The organism is Kushneria sp. AK178 (assembly GCF_053903105.1).
Genome location: NZ_CP096381.1, coordinates 2305369 through 2326307, shown reverse-complemented (window position 1 = coordinate 2326307; position 20939 = coordinate 2305369). Strand labels below are relative to the sequence as shown.

Here is a 20939-nt window from a genome sequence, read left to right as displayed (position 1 = left end):
ACTATCCACGCCCACCGGTGGTGATGCGGTAGCTGTCCGGCATTTCTGCCAGCATGCCGCGGCCACCGGCCAGTGTCAGGGCCAGATCACTCAGGCTCGCCCAGGTCGGCAGGGGCGCGGCGCCCTTGATGGCCTGATCGATACGCTGCGACAGCAACAGCAGCTTGTGCAGTCGTTTCAGGGGGAGGCGTTTCAGGGCCTGCTGATACTGGGGACGACGCTTTTCCGGAATCATGGGTTTCTGGGCCTTGCAGGCATGTTCAAGGCTCTGGCCCTGATCCATGTGTTGCCGAACGGAGAGCAGCGTACGCAGCTCGCGAGTCAGTGCCCACAGCACCACAGGCGCCTCGATGCCTTCTTCTCTCAGGCCTGACACGATTTTGACCGCCCGGTCACGCTCGCCGCGCAGGCAGGCATCCGTCAGGTTGAAGACATCAAAACGGGCACTGTCTTCTGTATCGGCCGCAACGGCGCGGGCATTGAGGCGAGCCCCGGCCGGGTGGACCAGCGCCAGCCGGATCAGCGCCTGATCCGCGGCCAGCAGGTTGCCCTCGGTGCGCTCGGCCAGCAGTTTCGCCGCTTCCTGGTCGAGTTCCAGGCCGTGACGTCCGGCGCGATCGCGCACCCAGAAGTGCAGCCGCTGATGGTCGATGGGCCACACCGGCACATGCACACCCTTGCTCTCGATCGCCTTGAACCATTTGCTCTGCAGCAGGCGCCGCTCCATGCGACCGGCACTGATCAGCAGGATGTCGCTGCTGTCGTCGGCCTGCTGCGCGTAGGCTTCCAGCGCACGCCCGCCCTCCTGTCCCGGGGACTGCGACCCCAGTCGCAGCTCGATCAGCCGGGATGTGGCAAACAGCGACAGGCTGTTGGCACTTTCCATCAGCTGATGCCAGCCAAACCCCTGTTCCACCTGCAGGATCTCGCGCTCCTCGACACCCGCCTCGCGGGCGCGATGACGGATGGCGTCACAGGCTTCCATATGCAGCAGCGGCTCTTCACCGGCCACGATATAGATGGGCGAAAGCTTGCGCGCGAGCTGCTCGGACAGCTTGTCGGGGTAGACCCTCATTCAGGTCGATCCTTCAGGACGAGGGTGCCGTCGATGCGGGCCGAACCGTCCCGGTGCTGTCGGGCTGATAGGTCTGCAGCCGATCAATCAGGCGACGAGCGGCCTCCTGACGCAGATCACTGGTCAGGGCATTGCGGGCATCGTCACGCGTGAGCAGCTGGTCACTGCTGGTATAGAAGGTGCCCGATACGGTCACCTCTTCCTGGCTGGCCAGATAGGCGCCATCGTCCACCCGCTGCAGCGACCAGGGCAGCGTCAGCGTCAGCTGGCGCTCCTGGGTGCCGGCGTCGCCATAGGTCAACTCCCGCTCCCGGAGCGCCTCCGACCCCAGATTGAGCCGCAGCGGGGCCTGGTCGGTGAGCGTGACACCGGCGCTGTTGAGCTCCTGGCTCACCTCACGGGTCAGTTCACTGGTCGGGCCACCGTCACTGTCCAGCGCCAGCTCACCCAGCGTCAGGGTGCTGCCGGGACCCGTGCCACGCAGCTGAAATCCGCAACCGGCCAGTACCAGTACAAGGCCGGCACCTGCCAGGCCTGCCACAAACGAGCGTCTTTTCACCTTGAACTCCTTGTATGCCATCACGCCAGGGCGATCATCGTGCGTTCCCGCCGTCGCCGGCGGGACATTCATGAGGCGTCGGCTCAGCCAACCACGATATTGATCAGCTTGCCGGGCACCACGATCACCTTGCGCACGGTCTTGCCTTCGATATGACGTTCGACGTTGGCGTCCACCATGGCGGCCTGTTCGATATCATCACGCTGGGCGTCGCTGGCCACATTGATACGCGCCCTGAGCTTGCCATTGACCTGGACGGCCAGCTCGACGCTGTCACGCGTCAGCGCCTGCTCGTCGACCTGCGGCCAGCCGGCATCGATCACGGGCGTTTCGTGCCCCAGATGCTGCCAGAGGGCATGCATGGCATGCGGTGTGATGGGGGCCAGCAGCAGCACGCAGGTCTCCAGCGCCTCGCGCGCCACGGCAAGCCCCCGGGCGCTGTCGTCCTCAAAGCGCGAGACCGCGTTGGAGAGCTCCATGACGGCGGCAATGGCGGTGTTGAAGGTGACGCGCCGGCCGATGTCGTCGCTGGCCTTGGCGATGGTCTCATGCGTCTTGCGCCGCAGGGTGCGCTGGTCGTCGGTCAGGGTATCGGGCGCCAGCGTCTCCGGCGTGCCGGCATTGATGTGCTCGATCACCTGACGCCAGAGGCGCTTGAGAAAGCGATGCGCGCCCTCGACACCGGAATCGGACCACTCGAGCGACTGCTCGGGGGGCGCGGCAAACATCATGAAAAGACGGACGGTATCGGCGCCGAAACGGTCGATCATCGACTGCGGGTCGACGCCGTTGTTTTTCGACTTCGACATCTTCTCGATGCCGCCGGGCGTCACCGGCTCGCCGTCGCTGATCAGCCGCGCGGTGAGCGGGCGGCCGCGCTCGTCGCGATCCACCGTGACATCCAGCGGATTGAACCAGTCGCGGCCGCCACCCGGCAGGTCGCGGTAGAAGGTTTCAGCAACCACCATGCCCTGGGTGAGCAGCCGCTTGAAGGGCTCATCGCTCTCGACCAGGCCGAAATCGCGCATCAGCTTGTGGAAAAAGCGCGCATAGAGCAGGTGCAGAATGGCGTGCTCGATGCCGCCGATGTAGATGTCGACCGGCAGCCAGTAGTTGGCGCGCTCATCCAGCATGGCCTGATCGTTGTCGGCACAGCAAAAGCGCGCGTAGTACCAGGACGACTCCATGAAGGTGTCGAAGGTGTCGGTCTCGCGCACCCAGCCATCACCCAGATCGTAAAAGGCGGGCATTTTCTTGAGCGGCGAGCCGGTGGCGTCGAACTCGACTTCGCGAGGCAGCTCGACCGGCAGCTCGTCGTCGGTCAGCGGTACGGTCTGACCCTCGGGGCCATACTTGACCGGGATCGGTGCCCCCCAGTAGCGCTGGCGGGCCACACCCCAGTCGCGCAGGCGGAAGTTGGTCTTCACGACGCCGCGGCCTGCCTCCTCCAGTCGTGACGAGATGCTGGAAAAGGCCGCGTCGAAATCCAGGCCGTTGTAGTCCCCGGAGTTGATCAGCGTGCCGTGTTCGGTGAAGGCGCCCTCGCTCAGGTCGGGTGTTTTGCCGTCGCTATCGGCAATGACCGGGCGAATCGGCAGCTCGTACCTGGTCGCGAACTCCCAGTCACGCTGATCGTGTCCCGGGACGGCCATGACCGCCCCGGTGCCGTACTCCATGAGCACGAAGTTGGCCACGAACACGGGCAGGCGGTCACCGCTGATCGGATGCACCGCCTCAAAGCCGGTGGCCAGTCCCTTTTTCTCCATGGTGGCCATGTCGGCTTCCGAGGTGCCGCCCTGACGACACTCCTGACGAAAGGCCTCCATGCCATCGACATGGGCGCTGGCCGCCTCGGCCAGCGGATGATCGGCGGCCACGGCCAGGTAGGTTACGCCCATCAGGGTATCCGGACGGGTCGTGAACACCGTCAGCTGTGCACCGTCCTGCGGCAGGGCCGGGCCGTCGTCGGCCACCTCAAAGCTCAGTTCCAGGCCGCGCGACTTGCCGATCCAGTTGCGCTGCATGGTCTTGACCTGCTCGGGCCAGTCGACATGCTCGAGATCGGCCAGCAGCTCTTCGGCGTAGTCGGTAATCTTTAAAAACCACAGCGGGATATCACGGCGCTCCACCAGCGCACCCGAGCGCCAGCCACGGCCGTCGATGACCTGTTCGTTGGCCAGCACGGTCTGGTCTACCGGGTCCCAGTTGACCGTGGAATTCTTTTTATAGACCAGCCCCTTCTCGACCAGACGGGCGAAAAACCACTGCTCCCAGCGGTAATAGTCGCTGTCACAGGTCGCGAACTCGCGGTCCCAGTCATAGGCAAACCCCAGTGCCTTGAGCTGGTCGCGCATGTAGTCGATGTTCTGATGGGTCCAGTCACCGGGAGCGACACGATTCTTGATGGCGGCATTTTCGGCCGGCATGCCAAAGGCGTCCCAGCCCATCGGCTGGAGCACGTTCTTGCCCTGCATGCGCTGAAAGCGGGAGATGACATCACCGATGGTGTAGTTGCGCACGTGTCCCATGTGCAGTTTGCCGCTGGGGTAGGGGAACATGCACAGGCTGTAATACTTTTCGCGATTGGCATCTTCAACCGCCCTGAAACAGCGGTTCTTTTCCCAGAACTGCTGGGCGGTGCGTTCGATTTCGAAGGGGTTGTATTGTGCGTCCATCGTGTCCGTCTTGAGCCTTGGCGTTGGGCAGCGACGCCCTGAAAATGTATGCGGGCCGAATGACCGGTCGTCGAGGCGGCAGAACCACGTCATGATGTCATGACACCGTTCTGGACAGCGCGCCCTGAGCCGTCAATGCTTGAAATGACGACATCGATCCGGCCGCTGATGGTGATCAAGGATACCCGACTCGGCTAGTGACAGGTAGGCCCGGGCCGCAACGTTTACATCATTGGGCACACACGCAAGGAGCTCGACCATGGCTGAGCATGACAAACCCGCAAGAGACCACGATACGGCGTCCGACGCCGCCGGCGAGCAGGGCAATAACCGTTTGTCAGAGGCCTATGAGCGTATCGTGGCGCGCTTTAACGACCGCAGCGACACCCTCTCCCGCGAGGGGATGCAGCAGGAGCTTGATGAGTCCCTGAGCTTCGAGGCGGACGTCGAGGAGTTTACCCGCGATGAGCTGGCCATTCTGCGCGCCTGGGTGGAGCGCGATATCAGCGATTTTCGCCGCTATCTGACCAGCGGTGGCGAGAGCCTGGCCGGCTTTCTGGGCATCGATCTGAGCATGCTGTCCGATCGTCTGCGTCAGGGGCTTTTGTCGGTGGCCGATCGCACGGCGCTGGATCAGCAGCGTTTCGAGGAAGAGCTTGAGGTCGCGCGCGCTGACTATACCGAAGGCGAGGTAGTGGCACCGGGACGCATGGCCTGTGTCCACTGCGGGCATCCGGTCATATTGCACTATCGCCAGCTGCTGGAACCCTGCCACCAGTGTGGCCATCGCTATTTCCAGCGCGCGCCGTCCTGATCGATCAGGACGGCATGGCCGTGGCTGACTGCTTTTTGGCAGCAGGGCGGTCATGCCAGTCGGCCTCATGATCATCCAGTGCCCGGTGGGCGGATTCCGGCAGGCGTGAACCGCCCACAAGCGCCAGCGCCGCGATGGCGATCAGATAGAAGGCGGGCGCCAGCGAGTGCCCGGTCAGATCAATCAGCCAGGTGGCGATCAATGGCGCGGTACCGCCAAAAATCGTATAGGCCACGTTGTAGCACAGCGCCGACGCCGTATAGCGCACCCGGGTCGGAAACTGCTCGGCCATCAGGACCGCCGTCACCACGCCGCACATGACCGCACCGACTGCCAGCAGGGCAGCGCCCAGCATGGCCAGCCACAGCTCACCGCTGCCGGCCAGATAATAGGCCGGGAAGACCGCCACCATCAGGGACAGACAGGCACCGCGGATGGTGTTGCGTCGCCCGATCCGATCCGACAGCCGCCCGATGACCGGACAGAGCAGCCCCGCAAACACCAGCGCCCCCAGACTGGCCAGCAGGGCGGTCGTGATGGTGGCGTCGCCCGCGACCTGCATATAGGTCACCAGATAGGTCGTGAACATGTAAAACGACAGCGCCGTGGCGGAGATAAAGGCGCTGAGGCAGACGATGGTGGCGCCATGCGCCTTCACCGTTTCGCTGACCGTGGCATGCGGCGTCTCGGGCGCCTTTTGCAGCGTTTTAAAGGCGGGGGACTCTTCCAGATGCAAGCGCATGTACAACCCGATCAGGCCCAGTGGTGCGGCGATCAGAAACGGAATGCGCCAGCCCCAGGCCTGCATGGTGCCTTCCGACATGATGGCGCCCAGCAGCAGGGTCAGCCCGGCCGCCGCGGCAAAGGCCATGAAGGTGGACACCGGAATCAGGCTGCCATAGCGTGCCTTCTGATGGGTGGGCGAATGTTCGAGCACATAGGTACAGGCGCCGGCGTACTCGCCACCGGCTGAAAAGCCCTGAATGCAGCGCGCCAGCGCCAGCAGCAGCGGTGCGGCAACGCCGATGGCGCCATAGGTCGGCAGCACCCCGATCAGCGCAGTGGCCCCCGCCATCAGAAGGATGGTGATGGCCAGTACCCGCTTGCGTCCGATGCGATCGCCCAGCTTGCCGAAGAACAGACCGCCGATGGGGCGCAGGGCAAAGGAGACGGCAAACACCGCAAAGGTCTGTAGCAGGGCGAGCGCCGGCTCGCCCGGCGGAAAGAAATGCTGGGCAATGATGATGGCGAGAAAGCCGTAAACGGCGAAATCGAACCACTCAACGAAATTGCCGATGGCCGAGGCAATGATGACCTGATGCATCGCCTTGCGTTGTTCCGGCGCCAGGGGGGCTGTGTGGTGGGCGTCACCGCTGGCGGGACCGGCATGATTGTTATTGGACATGATGGCGTTCCTGAACAGGGATCGATGGAGACAGCGTCGCTGCCGGTTCAGTTTGCCATCAGCCGAATCAACCGGTCTCGCCAGAGCGCCACCCGCATTGTCAGGGGCGACGCCGGGTGGCATCAAAAGGGGGGCGACAGGCTATCGGCCGGCGATCAGGCCGAGATATTCATGCAGCGCCCAGTAGCTGTGCTCCAGTGCCGTCACGCTCGGGGAGAAGCTGGACAGACTAAAGCCTGCACGGGCCGTGAACCCGGTCGGCGCGGCCAGTACCTCAAGGCCTTCGTTTTCAAAGGCGCGTGCGGCACGGGGCATGTGCCAGGCGCTGGTCACCAGAATGATGGTATCGATGTTTTCCTCGCGCAGGATCCGGCCGCTATAGAGCGCATTCTGCTCCGTATTGTGGCTCTGGATCTCCCGCCACCGTACGGGCAGGCCGAAACTGCTCTCAAAGCGAAACGCCATCAGATCCGCTTCGGGCGGGCGTCGTGTGCCGCGCTGTCCGCCGCCGCCGGCGACCAGCACCGGCAGATCGGTTTCGCGCTTGACGCGGGCACCATCGGCCAGACGCTGCATGGCCATGGGCGTGACGTCATCGAAGTCGTTGAGCTGTGACTGGCCGAAAAGACGTCCGCCGCTGAGAATGACGATGGCCTGTGCCTGGTGCCACTGCTGCTGGGTGGCAATGGGCACGGCGGTTTCCAGAGGGTCCATCAACAGGTCGGCAACCCGCGACGTCGACAGCGCCCAGAACACCAGCACGACGGCAATGGCCAGGCGCTGCCCCCAGTGCCGGCGCCAGCGCCACACGATCACAAGGGCAAACAGCAGCGCCACGATGATAATGCCCGGCGGCAAAATGTACATTTTTAAAAGCGTCAGCATGGGCGAGGTCTCTGCCAGGGCATCAAGGGATCAGTAGGTGCGTTGTTTGCGCCGGTGAACGCGCAAGATACCACCGCCGAGCAGCATTAACAGTGCCAGAAACAGCGCCGGCCAGCTCCCCGTGCGTGTAAAGGGCGTCAGGCCCTCCATCGGTCGAACGGCGCCGTTGAGCACGGCCGGCTCAAAGCGTGGCGCCTGCCCCGTGATCTGCCCGTCGGGTGCCACGATCGCCGTCATGCCGTTGTTGGTGGCCCTGATCACATAGCGATTGTTCTCCAGCGCCCTGAGCTGTGCCATCTGCATGTGCTGTAGCGGCCCGATGGAGTGACCGAACCAGGTGTCGTTGGAGATGGTCACCAGCGCATTGGCGTTCTCGGCGCGCTGCCGCACCAGGTCGGGGTAGACGATTTCATAGCAGATGGCGACGCCAAGGCGCAGGCCGTGACTCTGCAGCGGTGGCTGGTCATCGCCGCCGGCGCCGATATTGCCCATCGGAATATTGAAGATCCGCAGCAGCCCGCCCAGCAGCGGTTCAAGTGGCAGGTACTCGCCAAAGGGCACCAGATGCGCCTTGCGATACTCCCCCGGGCGATCGCCCAGCGAAATCATGCTGTTGTAGAACGTGGCGTTTTGATCACGCTGCATGATGCCGGTCATCAGGGTGCTGTCTGCCGGCAGCGTTGACTGCACGCGCTGCAAAAAGGGCATGGCCTGCTGTTCGAGCATGGGCAGGGCCGTTTCCGGCCAGATGACAATGTCGCTGTCCAGTCCGTGCTGGCGGGTCAGCCGGAAATAGGTGTTGACCGCATCGCGCTGGCCGTCGGGGGTCCACTTGCTCAGCTGGGCCAGATCGCCCTGCACCAGCGACACCGTGACGTCCTCGCCTGCCGGTCTGGCCCACTGGGTGGGCAGGATGAGCGGAACCAGCCACAGCGCGGCCAGCGGTGCTGCGAGCCACCAGCGGCGCGACAGCAGCATGCCGCCCAGCAGGGCGCCGCTCAGGGCCACGACCAGCGAGACAAGATAGACGCCGCCCAGCGGTGCCAGTCCGGCCAGCGGCGAGCTGACGTGGGCGCTGCCCAGAAAGAGCCAGGGAAAGCCGGTAAAGGCCCAGCTGCGAAACGCCTCGCTCAGCGTCCAGGCGCCGGCAAAGGCCACCATGTCCAGTCTGGAGGCGGCGCAGAGACGGTACAAAAGCGCCGGCAGCACCACAAAAAGCGCCATGGCAAGAATAAAGAGCACCGTCAGCACAATGGCCAGCGGTCCGCCGGTATTGCCGTAGTCATGGATCGAGACATAGACCCAGGAGGCGCCGCTGCCGAACAGACCGACGCCGAACAGCCAGCCCCGCCATAGCGCCCGGCGCAGGTTGATGTGCTGAAGGGCAATATAAAATGCCGCCAGCGCCACGGGCCCCAGCCCCCAGAGGTCAAAGGGCGCGAAGGTCAATGTCGTGAGTCCGCCGGCCAGCAGGGCCAGCAGTGAACCGGCGCCGCGACGCTGTAGAAGGGAGACCATGCTGCATCCTCTGACAGAAAACGGGCAGGCGATCATGCCTGCCCGCCATGAGGTTCACAAGGCTGGCCGGTGTTCAGCCCTGCCGGTGCCCTGAATCAATGATCGGGGCGGGACTCGTCGCCCGCAGTGTTGCCGGCATCGGTCCGGGCGGCCTGCAGCCAGCGGATGCGGCGGCTGTCGGCATTCATGACCGTAAAGCGCCAGTGCTCCAGCTCGGTGGACTCGTTGCGTGCCGGCAGGTGACCGAAGCGCTGCATGACCAGCCCGCCAACCGTGTCGAACTCCTCGTCGGAAAAGCTGGTTTCAAAGCGCTCGTTGAAGTCATCAATGGGGGTCAGGGCCTTGACGGCGTAGGTGCCGTTGCCCAGATCACGGATATCGTCTTCCTCATCGATATCGTGCTCGTCCTCGATGTCACCGACAATCTGCTCGAGAATGTCTTCGATGGTGATGATGCCGGCGGTGCCGCCATATTCATCCACCACGATGGCCATGTGGTTGCGCGTATCGCGAAACTCGCGCAGCAGATTGTTGAGCCGCTTGGATTCCGGGATGAACAGGGCCGATCTCAATACCTCGCGCAGTCTGAAGCGCTCGCGCTCCTCGCTGTCCTGCAGGATCAGCGGCAGCATGTCCTTGACCAGCAGAACGCCCACGACTTCATCAAGGTTGTCGTCGATGACGGGATAGCGCGAGTGCGCGGTCTCGCGAATGATGGGCAGGCATTGGTCGGGAGAGTGATCGGCCTGAATGGCCACGATCTGGGAACGGGGTACCATGGCCTCGCGGGCCTGCATGGTGCTGATATCGAAGGCCCCCTCGATGATGGTCACGCCATCCTGATCGAGGCTCAGCCGCGTGGACGCTTCCTTGAGAAAGCTGATCAGTTCGTCGCGACTGCTGGGTTCTTCGTTATCGCCGGAAAAAGCGCCGATTATTTTGTCAAGCCAGGATCGGGATGGCTGACTTGCCGGTCGGTCATCGCTCATGCGTCGGTTCTCTTCTCCTCGGATACCTGATGGCTGTCATGCATTTCCGGGGCTTCCGGGGCAACAGCATAGGGATCGGCAATGCCCAGCGTGGACAGGATGTCCCGCTCGAGCTGTTCCATGGCCTCGGCCTCATCGTCGTCGATGTGGTCAAGGCCCAGCAAATGAAGCGTACCATGCACGATCATGTGGGCGAAGTGATCCTCGAGACGCTTGTGCTGCTCGAGCGCCTCGCGCGCCACCACGTGAGGGCTGACCACGAGATCGCCGAGCAGGGGCAGGGGAACCCCCGGTGGCGCTTCGAAGGGAAAGGAGAGGACGTTGGTCGACCTGTCCCGGCCGCGATAGTCGTGATTGAGACTGCGACTCTCTTCTTCGCTGGCAAAGCGCACCGTCATCTCGCGACGCGATTCGCCCGGAAAGTGTTCAAGCGCCGCCAGAAGCCAGCGCTCGAGGGCCTGCTCGTCGGGGAGGGCGTCAAGGTCGACCGCTACCTGGCGGTCGACATGAACCGCATCGCTCATGAGTGGCGATCCTCTTCGGACTCATGCGCTTCATAGGCATCGATGATGCGTGCGACCAGGGGGTGGCGAACCACATCCTTGGAGGCAAAGCGGGTCATGCTGATGCCGTCGATGTCCTTGAGCACATTGAGCACGTGAATCAGGCCCGAGTTCGTGCCGCGGGGCAGATCCACCTGCGTGATGTCGCCGGTGATGACCGCCGTGGAGCCGAAACCGATACGCGTCAGAAACATCTTCATCTGTTCGCGCGTGGTGTTCTGGCTCTCGTCAAGAATGACAAAGGCGTTGTTGAGCGTGCGTCCGCGCATGTAGGCCAGCGGCGCGATCTCGATGACCTGTTTCTCGATCAGCTTGTTGACCTGCTCAAAGCCCAGCATCTCGTAGAGCGCGTCGTAGAGCGGGCGCAGATAGGGGTCGATCTTCTGGGCCAGATCGCCCGGCAGAAAGCCCAGCTTTTCACCCGCCTCGACCGCCGGTCGCACCAGCAGAATACGGCGGACGTCCTGCTGGTTGAGCGCTTCAACGGCCGCGGCGACGGCCAGATAGGTCTTGCCGGTACCGGCCGGACCAATGCCGAAATTGATGTCGTGGTTACGAACGCGCTCGACGTACTGCTGCTGGTTCTGTCCGCGCGGCTTGATGACGGCCCGCGGTGTGCGCAGGATCACGCCTTCGCGCGGCAGGTCATCGTCTTCATCCTCGGCGATCGATTCAAGGCCCGACTCCTGCAGGTAGAGATGGACCGTTTCCGGCGACAGGGTCTGCGTCTGGGTTTCGCGGTACAGATGCTCCAGCACGTTGGCGGCCGCCTTGACGCGGGCGGCATTGCCGGCCAGCTGAAACTCGTTGCCACGATTGCGAACGGTGACCTCGAGACGCTGCTCGATCAGATGCAGATGCTCATCCTGCTGACCGCTGAGATTGGCCAGCCGCATGGGGTCATTGGGTTCCAGCGACAGCTGAAGAATACGATGCGCGTTGGCAGTTTTCTGGGTCAATGTTGAGTCCGGTCGTTGCGTCGTTGAAGGGCAGCCTGGCTGTGATCCTGTCCGGAGACAATAGCACCAATTGTCCGATCGGCAGGGATGAAGCGCCATCAGGGGTCGCTGCCCGCGATGGCGCACCGGTCCGGTACATGCGACGTGATCCCCCCCGTCGACTCAGTACTTTTTGTCAGAGACCAGCTCACCCCTTAAAGAGTTGGGGAAGGCCTCCACGATTTCAACATCGACAAAATAGCCGATCAGATCGATCGGATTGGCCGCCTTGAAGTTGACCACGCGGTTGTTTTCGGTCCGCCCGGACAGCTCTCCCGGATCCTTCGGCGAAAAGCCCGACACCAGAATGCGCTGGGTCGTGCCCACCATGCGCCGCGAGATCTGCATCGCATTCTGAGAAATATGATCCTGCAGGATTTTCAGGCGCGCTTTCTTGACCGATTCCGGCGTGTCATCGGGCAGGTCGGCGGCCGGTGTGCCCGGGCGTTTGGAGTAGACAAACGAAAAGGAGTGATCAAAGCCGATGCGCTCGATCAGGTCCATCGTGTCCAGAAAGTCCTGCTCGGTCTCGCCGGGAAAGCCGATGATGAAGTCCGAGGAGAAGCTGATGTCCGGACGCTTCTCGCGAATGCGCTCCATCTTGGCGATATACTCTTCGCGACCGTGGCCGCGCTTCATCGCCCTGAGGATGTTGTCGGAGCCCGACTGCACCGGCAGATGCAGATGGCTCACCAGCTCCGGAATCTCGCCGAAGGCCTCGACCAGACTGTCGGTGAATTCTACCGGGTGCGAGGTCGTGAAGCGGATGCGATCGATACCGTCCACGGCGGCCACGGCGGCAATCATTTCGGCCAGGTCAATTTCCTCGCCGCTGTCGTCGATGCCGCGATAGGCGTTGACGTTCTGCCCCAGCAGATTGATCTCGCGTACGCCCTGGTCGGCCAGATGCACGACCTCATCGAGCACATCCTCGAACGGGCGTGAAATCTCCTCGCCGCGCGTATAGGGCACCACGCAGAAGCTGCAGTATTTCGAACAGCCTTCCATGATCGACACGAACGACGAGGCGCCATCGGAGTTGGGCGCCGGCAGACGATCGAACTTCTCGATCTCGGGGAAGGTGACATCCACCACCGAAATCAGGTTTCCGCTGTCGTTGCGGTTGTTCATCATGTCCGGCAGGCGATGAAGGGTCTGCGGGCCGAAGACCATGTCGACATGGGGGGCGCGCTTTTGAATGTTGTCGCCCTCCTGACTTGCCACACAGCCGCCGACGCCGATCACCAGATCCGGGTTGGCTGCCTTGAGTCTTTTCCAGCGGCCGAGCTGATGAAAGACCTTCTCCTGCGCCTTTTCGCGGATCGAGCAGGTATTGAGCAGGATGACATCGGCCTCGTTTTCGTTGTCCGTCAGCTCGAGCTGATGGGAGTCGCCCAGCAGGTCGGCCATGCGAGCCGAGTCGTACTCGTTCATCTGGCAGCCGTGGGTCTTGATGAAGAGTTTCTTCGTCATGGGCCTTGGGTACACATACAGGAAAATGGGTGTCGGACGATGCACCGGCGAAAACGGCATGAAACGGCCGTGCCTTCGCCGGGTCATCGAGAAGAGGTGTCGTGAGCGGTCGCGTGGCGACCCGGAATGGCGAAATTATACGCAAGGGCACCGGTACAGGCCAGCACGCGCGTGTGTAGTGAAAAATGGTCTTTGTGTATCAACGCGTGAGCAGGCCTGCGACGCTCGCCATCAGCGTAAAAGCCTGTGATAGACTCCCGCGCTTGTTGTGGCCTCATGCGGCCGCAGCAGGCATCGGTCCGGCGCAACACAGTGAGGATTGAGCGTACATGGCGGCAAGGCCACTTTACAGAATCAGTTTTCTGCAGCAGGGCGAGCTCTGGGAGCTCTACGCGCGCGATATCTTTCAAAGCGAGCTCTGGGGCTTTATCGAAATCGAAGGGTTGGTGTTCGGCGATGACACGAAACTGGTGGTCGACCCCGGCGCCGAAAAACTGCGCCGTACCTTCGAGGGCGTCTCGCGCAGCTATCTGCCGATGAATGCCATCGTTCGCATCGATGAAGTCGAGCGTGAGGGCCAGCCCCGGGCGGTCAAGGCAGAGGGCAACGTGACCGCCTTTCCGGGGGCCATGCACTGGCCACCCCGTGACGAGTAAGCCCTCAAGTGTGAACAATTTTTGAACAAAATGGTGTCATGGCCTGTCAGTCGGGCGCTTTGTGACTCATGTGATCAGGTTGTCCCGTAGGTTATCCACAGAAACTGTGGATGAGCGACTGCAGCGGGGATCAGGTAATCGGTACGCCCGGCTCAGGCACCATGACGTGAACTTGATGTTTTGACGAGCCAGTGACTGCACCATGAAAACAATCGGAAAACTCTGCGTCGGTATTTTGTTGGGTGTCGGTATCAGCACCGCCCACGCTGAAGAAGCCCGCTGGGTCAGTGATTCGCTGTCGACCTATGTGCGAAGCGGCCCCACCGACAGCTATCGCATTGTGGGCACCGTGGACGCCGGTCAGCGTGTCACGCTGCTTGAAGCCCAGGGCGATTACAGCCGCATTCGCACCGAAGGCGGTGACACTGTCTGGATTCCCAGCGATGATCTGCAGGCCGAGCAGAGCGTGCAGGAGCGGATGCCGGCAATGCAGGAGCGCGTGCAGACCCTGACGCAGCGTCTGGAAGGCATCGATGAGGAGTGGAATCAGCGTGTTGCTGACATGAAAGGCTCGCTGCAGAGCAGCCAGTCACGGGTCAACGAACTCCAGACCGCCAATGACGACCTCAATGCCCAGCTCACTCAGGCGCAATCGAAAATGCGCGAGTATCAGGCGAAGCTGGACACCGAGCGTGAAGACCTGCTGATGCGCTACTTCGTCTATGGCGGCAGTGTAGCGGGTGCCGGGCTGGTGGTGGGGCTTCTGGTGCCGCATCTGCCAAGGCGTCGTAAAAAGCGCGATCGCTGGTTCTGATCATGTCGCCCGTTTCCGGACAGGAAGACGATCAGTGGTTCGAGCGCTGGCGGGAAGGGCGCATCGGTTTTCACAGCGACAGCGTCCAGCCCCTGCTGGCATGTTACTGGCCGGCGCTGGCGATCGCCGCCGGGGCCCGCGTACTGCTGCCGCTGTGTGGTAAAAGCGGTGACATCGATTGGCTGGCACGGCGGGGTCACCCCGTACTGGGCGTTGAGCTGGTGGAAGAGGCCGTCAGGGGCTGGTTCAGGGCGCAGGAGGAGGCGCTGCCTCACGCCCTGTCACGGCCGAATTTCCAGCGTTTCGAAAGCCTCGCTCGTGCCGGTCGGGCAGGCGTCACGCTGGATGTGGGCAACTTCTTTCACCTGGACGCCGGCCTCGGTGACGACATCGATGCCTTTTACGACCGGGCCGCGCTGATCGCCCTGCCCGAAGCGGCCCGTCAGCGCTACGCACTCAAGCTGGCCGAGCTGTGCCGGCCCGGGGTGGAGGGGCTTTTGATCTCGATGGTGCGCGACGAGCGTCGCGATCAGGGGCCGCCCCATGTGGTCACCGATGCCGAGGTGGAGCAGCTTTTTGCGCCCAACTTCGAGCTGACGCGACTGGGAGAGCAGCCTGATGAGCGCGGCATGACCGATATCGCCTGGCGGCTGCGGCGCCGGGCACCGCTGTTCTCCTGAAGGATATCCTCAACTGTCGAGCGCCGAGCGCCGAGCGCCGAGCGACCGCCTGCTCATGCCTGTCACCAGGCGTCAGAGCGTTCAGGCGGCGTCAGGCGCGAAGCGGTGATAGCGCGACGGAATCAGATAAAAATCGCTGCCGCGTTCAGGCTGCAGGCGATCAAAGTCGTGATGGGTGATGCTGGCAAGCCAGGGCGTGTCCATCCAGTCGGCCGTCAGCTCGACGCGCACGTCACTGCCTACCGGTGACACGGCATCCACCCTGACCGGCAGATGGGCGCGCGCGTCCGGCTCGGTGGTCAGCATCAGCTCGTGGGGCCGCAGTAGCACCTCATCGGCAGCACTATCCGACGGCGATAGCGCGATCCAGGCGTCTCCCTGCTGCAGTCGCCCGTTATGATGCTCGCCGCCGAAGCGATTGGTTTCGCCCAGAAACGAGAAGACAAAGCGATTGGCCGGCGCACGATAAAGGGCCTGGGGCGTGTCGATCTGCTCGATGCGGCCATTGCTCATGACCACCACACGGTCGGACAGCTCGAGCGCCTCCTCCTGATCGTGGGTCACGAAGACGCTGGTGAAGTTGAACTCCTCGTGCAGATGCCGAAGCCAGCGACGCAGCTCCAGGCGGACCTTCGCATCCAGCGCCCCGAAGGGTTCATCGAGCAGCAGTACTTCGGGCTCGACCGCCAGGGCCCGGGCCAGTGCCACGCGCTGCTGCTGGCCGCCGGAAAGCTGGGACGGCAGGCGTCTGGCCAGCGCGTCCAGCCGCACGCGCTCGAGCAGATGCTGCACTCGATCACGGATTTCGGCGCTGGACGGACGCTCGCTGGCTGGCCGGGCCCGCAGGCCGAAAGCCACGTTTTCGAACACGCTCATGTGACGAAAGAGCGCGTAGTGCTGAAACACGAACCCGACCCGGCGCTTGCGCACATGCACATGGGTCACGTCCCGGTCGCCGAAATGGATCGAGCCGCTGTCGGGCATTTCAAGGCCCGCAATGATGCGCAAAAGCGTGGTCTTGCCGGAACCCGACGGCCCCAGAAGGCCGACCATCTCGCCCTTTTTGATCTCCAGCGACAGCGGCTGCAGGGCCGTGGTGCTCCCGAATCGTCGGGAGACATCGCTTACGGTAATGCTCATGCTGTTTTCTCCCGACGATGGGTGTGCCATTCGAGCAGCGCCTTGACCATCAGTGTCACGATGGCAAGTGCCGCCAGCAGTGCGGCGCTGGTGAAGGCGCCTACCGTGTTGTAATCCTGATACAAAAGCTCCACCTGCAGCGGCAGATTGATGGTCTCGCCGCGGATGCTGCCCGACACGACCGACACGGCGCCGAACTCACCGATGGCGCGAGCGTTGGTCAGAATCACGCCATAGACCAGCGCCCAGCGGATGTTGGGCAGGGTGATGCGGCGAAAGAGCGTCCACCCGCCGGCGCCCAGCGTCACGCCGGCTTCTTCCTCGGCGCTGCCCTGGGCCTGCATCAGCGGAATCAGCTCGCGCGCCACGAAGGGGCAGGTGACAAAAATGGTCACCAGTACCATGCCGGGCCAGGCAAACATCAGCTGCACGTCGTGTTCGGACAGCACGCTGCCCAGCCAGCCGGTGCGGCCGTACAGCAGCAGATAGAGCAGGCCGGCGACCACCGGCGACACCGCAAAGGGAATGTCGATCAGCGTCTGCAAAAGGCGTCGGCCGGGAAAGCTAAAGCGGGTGACCAGCCAGGCCAGAAAGATGCCGAAGATCAGATTGACCGGCACGGTCAAAAGCGCGATCAAAAGCGTCAGGCCGATCGCCTCCCGGGTAAAGCTGCTGGTCAGGTTCTGCCAGAAGGGTGCCAGGCCTTCGGCGAACGCCTGATAGAAGATGCCGGCCAGCGGGATGACCAGAAACAGCGTTGTCATCACCACGGCCAGCGTGATCAGTCCCACGCGCGTGGCGGTGCCATCTCCAATGCGCTTCATGTCAGTGCCTCCCGCCATGCAGACGGCGATAGAAACGCCCCTGCCACAGGTTGATGGCCAGCAGCAGCAGCAGTGATACCAGCATCACCAGCGATGCGATGGCGGCGGCCCCGGCGTAGTCGTACTCCTCCAGGCGCGTGGCCATCATCAGCGAGACCACCTCGGTGCGATAGGGCATGTTGCCGGCAATGAAGATGACCGCGCCGAATTCCCCCAGTGAGCGGGCAAAGGAGAGCCCGGTGCCGGTGACCACGGCCGGCCAGATGTGCGGCAGGATGACCCGGCGAAAGGCGTACAGGTTGCTGGCGCCCAGCGTCAGTGCGGCCTCATCGGCCTGTGCGGGCAGATCCTCCAGCACCGGCTGCACCGTGCGCACCACAAAGGGCACGCTGGTAAAGGCCATGGCAAGTGCTATGCCCAGCCAGGTGTAGGCCACCTCGATGCCCAGCGGATCGAGCAGGCTGCCGACCGCACCGTTGCGTGAATAGAGGGTGGCCAGCGTAATGCCGGCCACGGCCGTGGGCAGGGCAAAGGGCAGATCCATCAGCGCATCCAGAATGCGCTTGCCGGGAAACGTGTAGCGCGCCAGCACCCAGGCCATCAAAAGGCCGAACAGCGCATTGAACAGCGACGCGGCCAGTGCGGCCAGCAGCGTCACCCGATAGCTGGCAATCAGGCGCGGATCGGTAATCGCGGCCCAGTACTGCGACCACGACAGACTCGACAGCTGGCCGATGAGACTGGTCATCGGCAGCAGCAGAATCAGTGAGACAAACAGCAGCGTCACACCCAGTGACAGTGAAAACCCGGGCAGAACCCGGGCGGTGCGGGCACGCATCAACGCCGCTGCAGCTGGTCGAGTTCACCCCCGCTGGCAAAATGTGTCTGCATCACATCTTCCCAGCTCCCCAGGGTTTCCTCGACCCGCAGCAGCGTGGTCTGCGGAAAGCGATCGGCGAACTCCTCGCTGATGTCGTCATCGTTGACGCGATAGTAGTACTGCGCCAGCGTGCGCTGCGCCTCGGGCGAGTAGAGATACTCCAGATAGCCCTTCGCCAGATCCTCGGTGCCGTTGCGCTCGACGCTCTCGTCCACCCAGGTCACCGGGAATTCGGCCATGATATCCACCGAGGGCACCACAACCTCGTAGTCATCCGGACCGTACTGGTTGCGGATGTTGTTGGCTTCCGACTCGAACGTGATCAGCACATCGCCAATGCCGCGCTCGGCAAAGGTGGTCGTGGCGCCGCGCCCGCCGGTGTCGAAGACCTCGACATTGGCGAGCATCCGCTTCATGTAGTCGCGTGTGGCGTCGTCGTCACCGCCGTTGTCGTGATTGCTGGCCGCCCAGGCCGCCAGATAGGTGTAGCGTCCATTGCCGGAGGTCTTGGGGTTGGGGAACACCAGGGCCACGTCATCGTCCGCCAGGTCCGACCAGCCACGAATATCCTTTGGATTGTCCTTTCGGACCAGAAAGGCCATGGTCGAGTAATAGGGTGAGCTGTAGTTGGGCAGACGCGACTGCCAGTCGTCGGGAATCAGGCCCCCTTTCTCGGCCAGTACGTTGACGTCGGTAACCTGATTGAAGGTCACGACATCCGCGCGCAGGCCCTGCAGGATGGCGCGGGCCTGGGTCGAGGAGCCGGCATGGGTCTGCTTGATGCTGACCGATTCATCGTGTTCGTCCTGCCACTGCTCGATGAACTGCGGATTGAGTTCGGCAAAGAGCTCGCGCGCGATATCATAGGAGGCGTTGAGCAGCTCGCGGTCGGCGCTGACGGCCGGCGTGCTGCCAAGCGCCATGCTCAGCGCGGCGGTCGCCACCATGCGACGTAGAAGGGTCGAGCGTACGGACATGTCATGTTCCCCGGCATCTGATCGGCAGGATTGTTATCGAACGCCGGTCATTCCGGCATTGAGCAAAGGCTAAACAAAACCTTCGGGAATGACAATCCATCCGGTTATGCCATTTCGTTCTTTAAGTCCGGGCAGGGGTGTGCCGGCAGACGCGCCATGGCCGCGCCTGCCGGCGGGATCAGAGCCCCATCGCCGAGGAAGTTTCCCGGCGCGGATCGGCGCCGCCCTGAAAACCGTCCTCGTTGATCAGGACCGACTGGCTGGCGCCCATGGCCGATTGTTGAACCACGTGATGGCCCATGTCTTCCAGCAGGCGCACGGTGTCCGGGCTGAAGCCATCCTCGATGCGAAGTTCATCGGGCAGCCACTGATCGTGAAGGCGTGGCGCGCTGACGGCCGACTGAACGTTCATGCCGTGATCGATCACATTGCTGATGACGCCAAGCGTGGTGGTGATGATGCGGGAGCCGCCGGGGCTGCCGGTGATCAGAAAGTTGTTGCCCTCGCGCTTGACGATGGTGGGCGTCATGGAGGAGAGCATGCGCTTGCCGGGTGCCACGGCATTGGCTTCGCCGCCGATCAGGCCGTAGGCGTTGGGCACGCCGGGCTTGGCCGAGAAGTCATCCATTTCATTGTTGAGCAGAAAGCCGGCCTCGTTCACGGCGATGCCGGAGCCGTAGCTGAAGTTGAGCGTGTAGGTGTTGGCCACGGCCAGCCCCGAGTCATCGGCGACCGAATAGTGAGTGGTTTCACTGGATTCATACGGGGTGATGTTGCCCGGACCGATGCTGTCAGAGGGCGTCGCGCGGTCAGGAGAAATCTGCGCACGCAGCTCGCGGGCATAATCCTTCGAGGTCAGCGCCTCGACCGGGACATCAAAAAAGGCCGGGTCACCCAGATACTTCGAGCGATCGGCGTAGGCGCGACGCATCGCCTCGCTCATCAGATGCATGGTGGCCGCCGAGCCAAAGCCCATGTCCGTGAGGTCATCGTTTTCCAGCATGTTGAGAATCTGCACGATGTGCACGCCACCGGAGGAGGGCGGGGCCATCGCGTAGATGTCGTAGCCCCGATAGGTGCCGTGAACCGGCGCGCGCTCGATGGCCCGGTAATCCTTCAGATCCGCCCGGGTCATGATGCCGCCATGGGCCTGAAGGGTCTCGACCAGCTGATGGGCCGTCTCGCCCTCATAGAACTCGCGCGGGCCGTTTTGAGCGATGCGGGTCAGCGTGGCGGCCAGTTCGGGCTGCTTGAACACCTCGCCGGCACGCCAGTCGCTGCCGTCGGCCTTGTAGAATAGCCGGCGCGTGCCGTCGCGCTGCGCCAGCCGTTCGCGACTGCCGTTGAGGCCATCGGCGAAACGTTGCGGGACGGCAAAGCCGTCTCGTGCCAGGCGGATGGCGGGGGCCAGAACCCGATCCAGCGACATGGTCCCAAAGCGCTCAAGCGCCATTGCCATGCCGGCGACCGTACCGGGCACGCCCGAGGCGTTGGCCGAAAAGCGCGAGGCCTCTTCGATCACGTTGCCTTCGTCATCCTGGAACATGGTCCTGGAGGCGCCGGCGGGAGCGGTTTCGCGATAGTCGATCGAGGTCACATCGCCGCTTTTTTCATCGGAGATCACCATGAAGCCGCCGCCGCCTATATTGCCCGAGCGGGGCTGAACCACGGCCAGCGCAAAACCGATGGCCACGGCGGCGTCCACGGCGTTGCCGCCCTCGCGCAGGATGTCGCGGCCCACCCGGCTTGCCAGTGTATGGCTGGTGACGACCATGGCGTGCTCTCCATGCTCGGCATGAAAGCGTTCGCCCTCGATGATCGGGGGCTGGGCGCCGGCGACCGGTGATATCAGCATGATCAGCATACCGGCCAGCGTCCATCGTGTTCTTGCCCGCATTGGCGTTCCCCTTGTGGTTGTTTACGTTATTGCATCAGCCCGGTTTAATGCAGCCTTGCCAAAATAGAATACCCGCCCGGCTTTCAAAAGCCGGACCGTTTCGACAGACCGGCCGGC

Annotated in this window: 19 protein-coding genes; 4 read left to right on the top strand and 15 right to left on the bottom strand. The window is 63.0% G+C overall.

Features of this window, described 5'->3' with window-relative positions:
• Position 1: 1 nt before the first annotated feature.
• From holA to leuS, 3 genes are all read right to left on the bottom strand, one after another.
• Complete coding sequence (gene holA / locus M1D97_RS10675) at positions 2–1075, bottom strand: DNA polymerase III subunit delta (protein WP_456267718.1); 1074 nt, start codon at positions 1073–1075, stop codon at positions 2–4.
• Positions 1076–1088: 13 nt separating this feature from the next.
• Positions 1089–1634 carry an LPS-assembly lipoprotein LptE gene (locus M1D97_RS10670; RefSeq protein ID WP_456267717.1) on the bottom strand — a complete coding sequence of 182 codons (546 nt, stop codon included), beginning with the start codon at positions 1632–1634 and terminating at the stop codon, positions 1089–1091.
• An 83-nt stretch (positions 1635–1717) separates the two neighbouring features.
• A complete protein-coding gene (leuS, locus tag M1D97_RS10665) occupies positions 1718–4309 on the bottom strand; it encodes a leucine--tRNA ligase (RefSeq protein WP_456267716.1) in 2592 nt (863 codons plus the stop codon).
• A 259-nt stretch (positions 4310–4568) separates the two neighbouring features.
• On the opposite strand from leuS, the gene M1D97_RS10660 reads away from it, so the two are divergent.
• The gene (locus M1D97_RS10660) at positions 4569–5123 is read left to right on the top strand and encodes a zinc ribbon-containing protein (RefSeq protein ID WP_456267715.1); all 555 of its coding nucleotides are present in this window, start codon (positions 4569–4571) and stop codon (positions 5121–5123) included.
• A gap of 4 nt (positions 5124–5127) precedes the next feature.
• On the opposite strand, the gene M1D97_RS10655 is transcribed toward M1D97_RS10660, so the two are convergent.
• The 7 genes from M1D97_RS10655 to miaB all read right to left on the bottom strand — a co-directional run bounded on the left by M1D97_RS10655 (position 5128) and on the right by miaB (position 12954).
• Positions 5128–6528, bottom strand: coding sequence for an MFS transporter (locus M1D97_RS10655; RefSeq protein WP_456267714.1), 1401 nt, complete (start codon positions 6526–6528; stop codon positions 5128–5130).
• Positions 6529–6669: 141 nt separating this feature from the next.
• Positions 6670–7413: a YdcF family protein gene (locus M1D97_RS10650; protein ID WP_456267713.1), complete on the bottom strand. Its 744-nt coding sequence runs from the start codon at positions 7411–7413 to the stop codon at positions 6670–6672.
• A gap of 30 nt (positions 7414–7443) precedes the next feature.
• Entirely contained in the window at positions 7444–8931 is a 1488-nt protein-coding gene (lnt, locus tag M1D97_RS10645; protein ID WP_456267712.1) for an apolipoprotein N-acyltransferase, read from the bottom strand.
• Positions 8932–9026: 95 nt separating this feature from the next.
• Entirely contained in the window at positions 9027–9920 is an 894-nt protein-coding gene (locus M1D97_RS10640) for an HlyC/CorC family transporter (RefSeq protein ID WP_456267711.1), read from the bottom strand.
• Positions 9917–10444: an rRNA maturation RNase YbeY gene (ybeY, locus tag M1D97_RS10635; protein ID WP_456267710.1), complete on the bottom strand. Its 528-nt coding sequence runs from the start codon at positions 10442–10444 to the stop codon at positions 9917–9919. The genes M1D97_RS10640 and ybeY overlap by 4 nt, the downstream gene beginning before the upstream one ends.
• Entirely contained in the window at positions 10441–11442 is a 1002-nt protein-coding gene (locus tag M1D97_RS10630; RefSeq protein WP_456267709.1) for a PhoH family protein, read from the bottom strand. The genes ybeY and M1D97_RS10630 overlap by 4 nt, the downstream gene beginning before the upstream one ends.
• Positions 11443–11604: 162 nt before the next feature.
• Positions 11605–12954 (bottom strand): tRNA (N6-isopentenyl adenosine(37)-C2)-methylthiotransferase MiaB, encoded by a 1350-nt coding sequence (miaB, locus tag M1D97_RS10625; RefSeq protein ID WP_456267708.1) that lies wholly within the window; start codon positions 12952–12954, stop codon positions 11605–11607.
• A 329-nt stretch (positions 12955–13283) separates the two neighbouring features.
• On the opposite strand from miaB, the gene M1D97_RS10620 reads away from it, so the two are divergent.
• The 3 genes from M1D97_RS10620 (at position 13284) to M1D97_RS10610 (ending at position 15104) form a co-directional block, all read left to right on the top strand.
• Entirely contained in the window at positions 13284–13610 is a 327-nt protein-coding gene (locus tag M1D97_RS10620) for a DUF1820 family protein (protein ID WP_456267707.1), read from the top strand.
• A 202-nt stretch (positions 13611–13812) separates the two neighbouring features.
• Positions 13813–14424: a TIGR04211 family SH3 domain-containing protein gene (locus M1D97_RS10615; protein ID WP_456267706.1), complete on the top strand. Its 612-nt coding sequence runs from the start codon at positions 13813–13815 to the stop codon at positions 14422–14424.
• Positions 14425–14426: 2 nt separating this feature from the next.
• Positions 14427–15104 carry a thiopurine S-methyltransferase gene (locus M1D97_RS10610; protein ID WP_456267705.1) on the top strand — a complete coding sequence of 226 codons (678 nt, stop codon included), beginning with the start codon at positions 14427–14429 and terminating at the stop codon, positions 15102–15104.
• Positions 15105–15185: 81 nt separating this feature from the next.
• On the opposite strand, the gene M1D97_RS10605 is transcribed toward M1D97_RS10610, so the two are convergent.
• The 5 genes from M1D97_RS10605 to ggt all read right to left on the bottom strand — a co-directional run bounded on the left by M1D97_RS10605 (position 15186) and on the right by ggt (position 20822).
• Complete coding sequence (locus M1D97_RS10605) at positions 15186–16244, bottom strand: sulfate/molybdate ABC transporter ATP-binding protein (RefSeq protein ID WP_456267704.1); 1059 nt, start codon at positions 16242–16244, stop codon at positions 15186–15188.
• Positions 16241–17068 (bottom strand): sulfate ABC transporter permease subunit CysW, encoded by an 828-nt coding sequence (gene cysW / locus M1D97_RS10600; protein ID WP_456267703.1) that lies wholly within the window; start codon positions 17066–17068, stop codon positions 16241–16243. The genes M1D97_RS10605 and cysW overlap by 4 nt, the downstream gene beginning before the upstream one ends.
• 1 nt (position 17069) lies before the next feature.
• The gene (cysT, locus tag M1D97_RS10595) at positions 17070–17906 is read right to left on the bottom strand and encodes a sulfate ABC transporter permease subunit CysT (protein WP_456267702.1); all 837 of its coding nucleotides are present in this window, start codon (positions 17904–17906) and stop codon (positions 17070–17072) included.
• Positions 17906–18925, bottom strand: a complete 1020-nt coding sequence (gene cysP, locus M1D97_RS10590; protein ID WP_456267701.1) for a thiosulfate ABC transporter substrate-binding protein CysP — start codon at positions 18923–18925, stop codon at positions 17906–17908. Before cysP ends, cysT begins: the two co-directional genes overlap by 1 nt.
• Positions 18926–19103: 178 nt before the next feature.
• Positions 19104–20822 carry a gamma-glutamyltransferase gene (gene ggt / locus M1D97_RS10585; protein ID WP_456267700.1) on the bottom strand — a complete coding sequence of 573 codons (1719 nt, stop codon included), beginning with the start codon at positions 20820–20822 and terminating at the stop codon, positions 19104–19106.
• Positions 20823–20939: the final 117 nt, after the last annotated feature.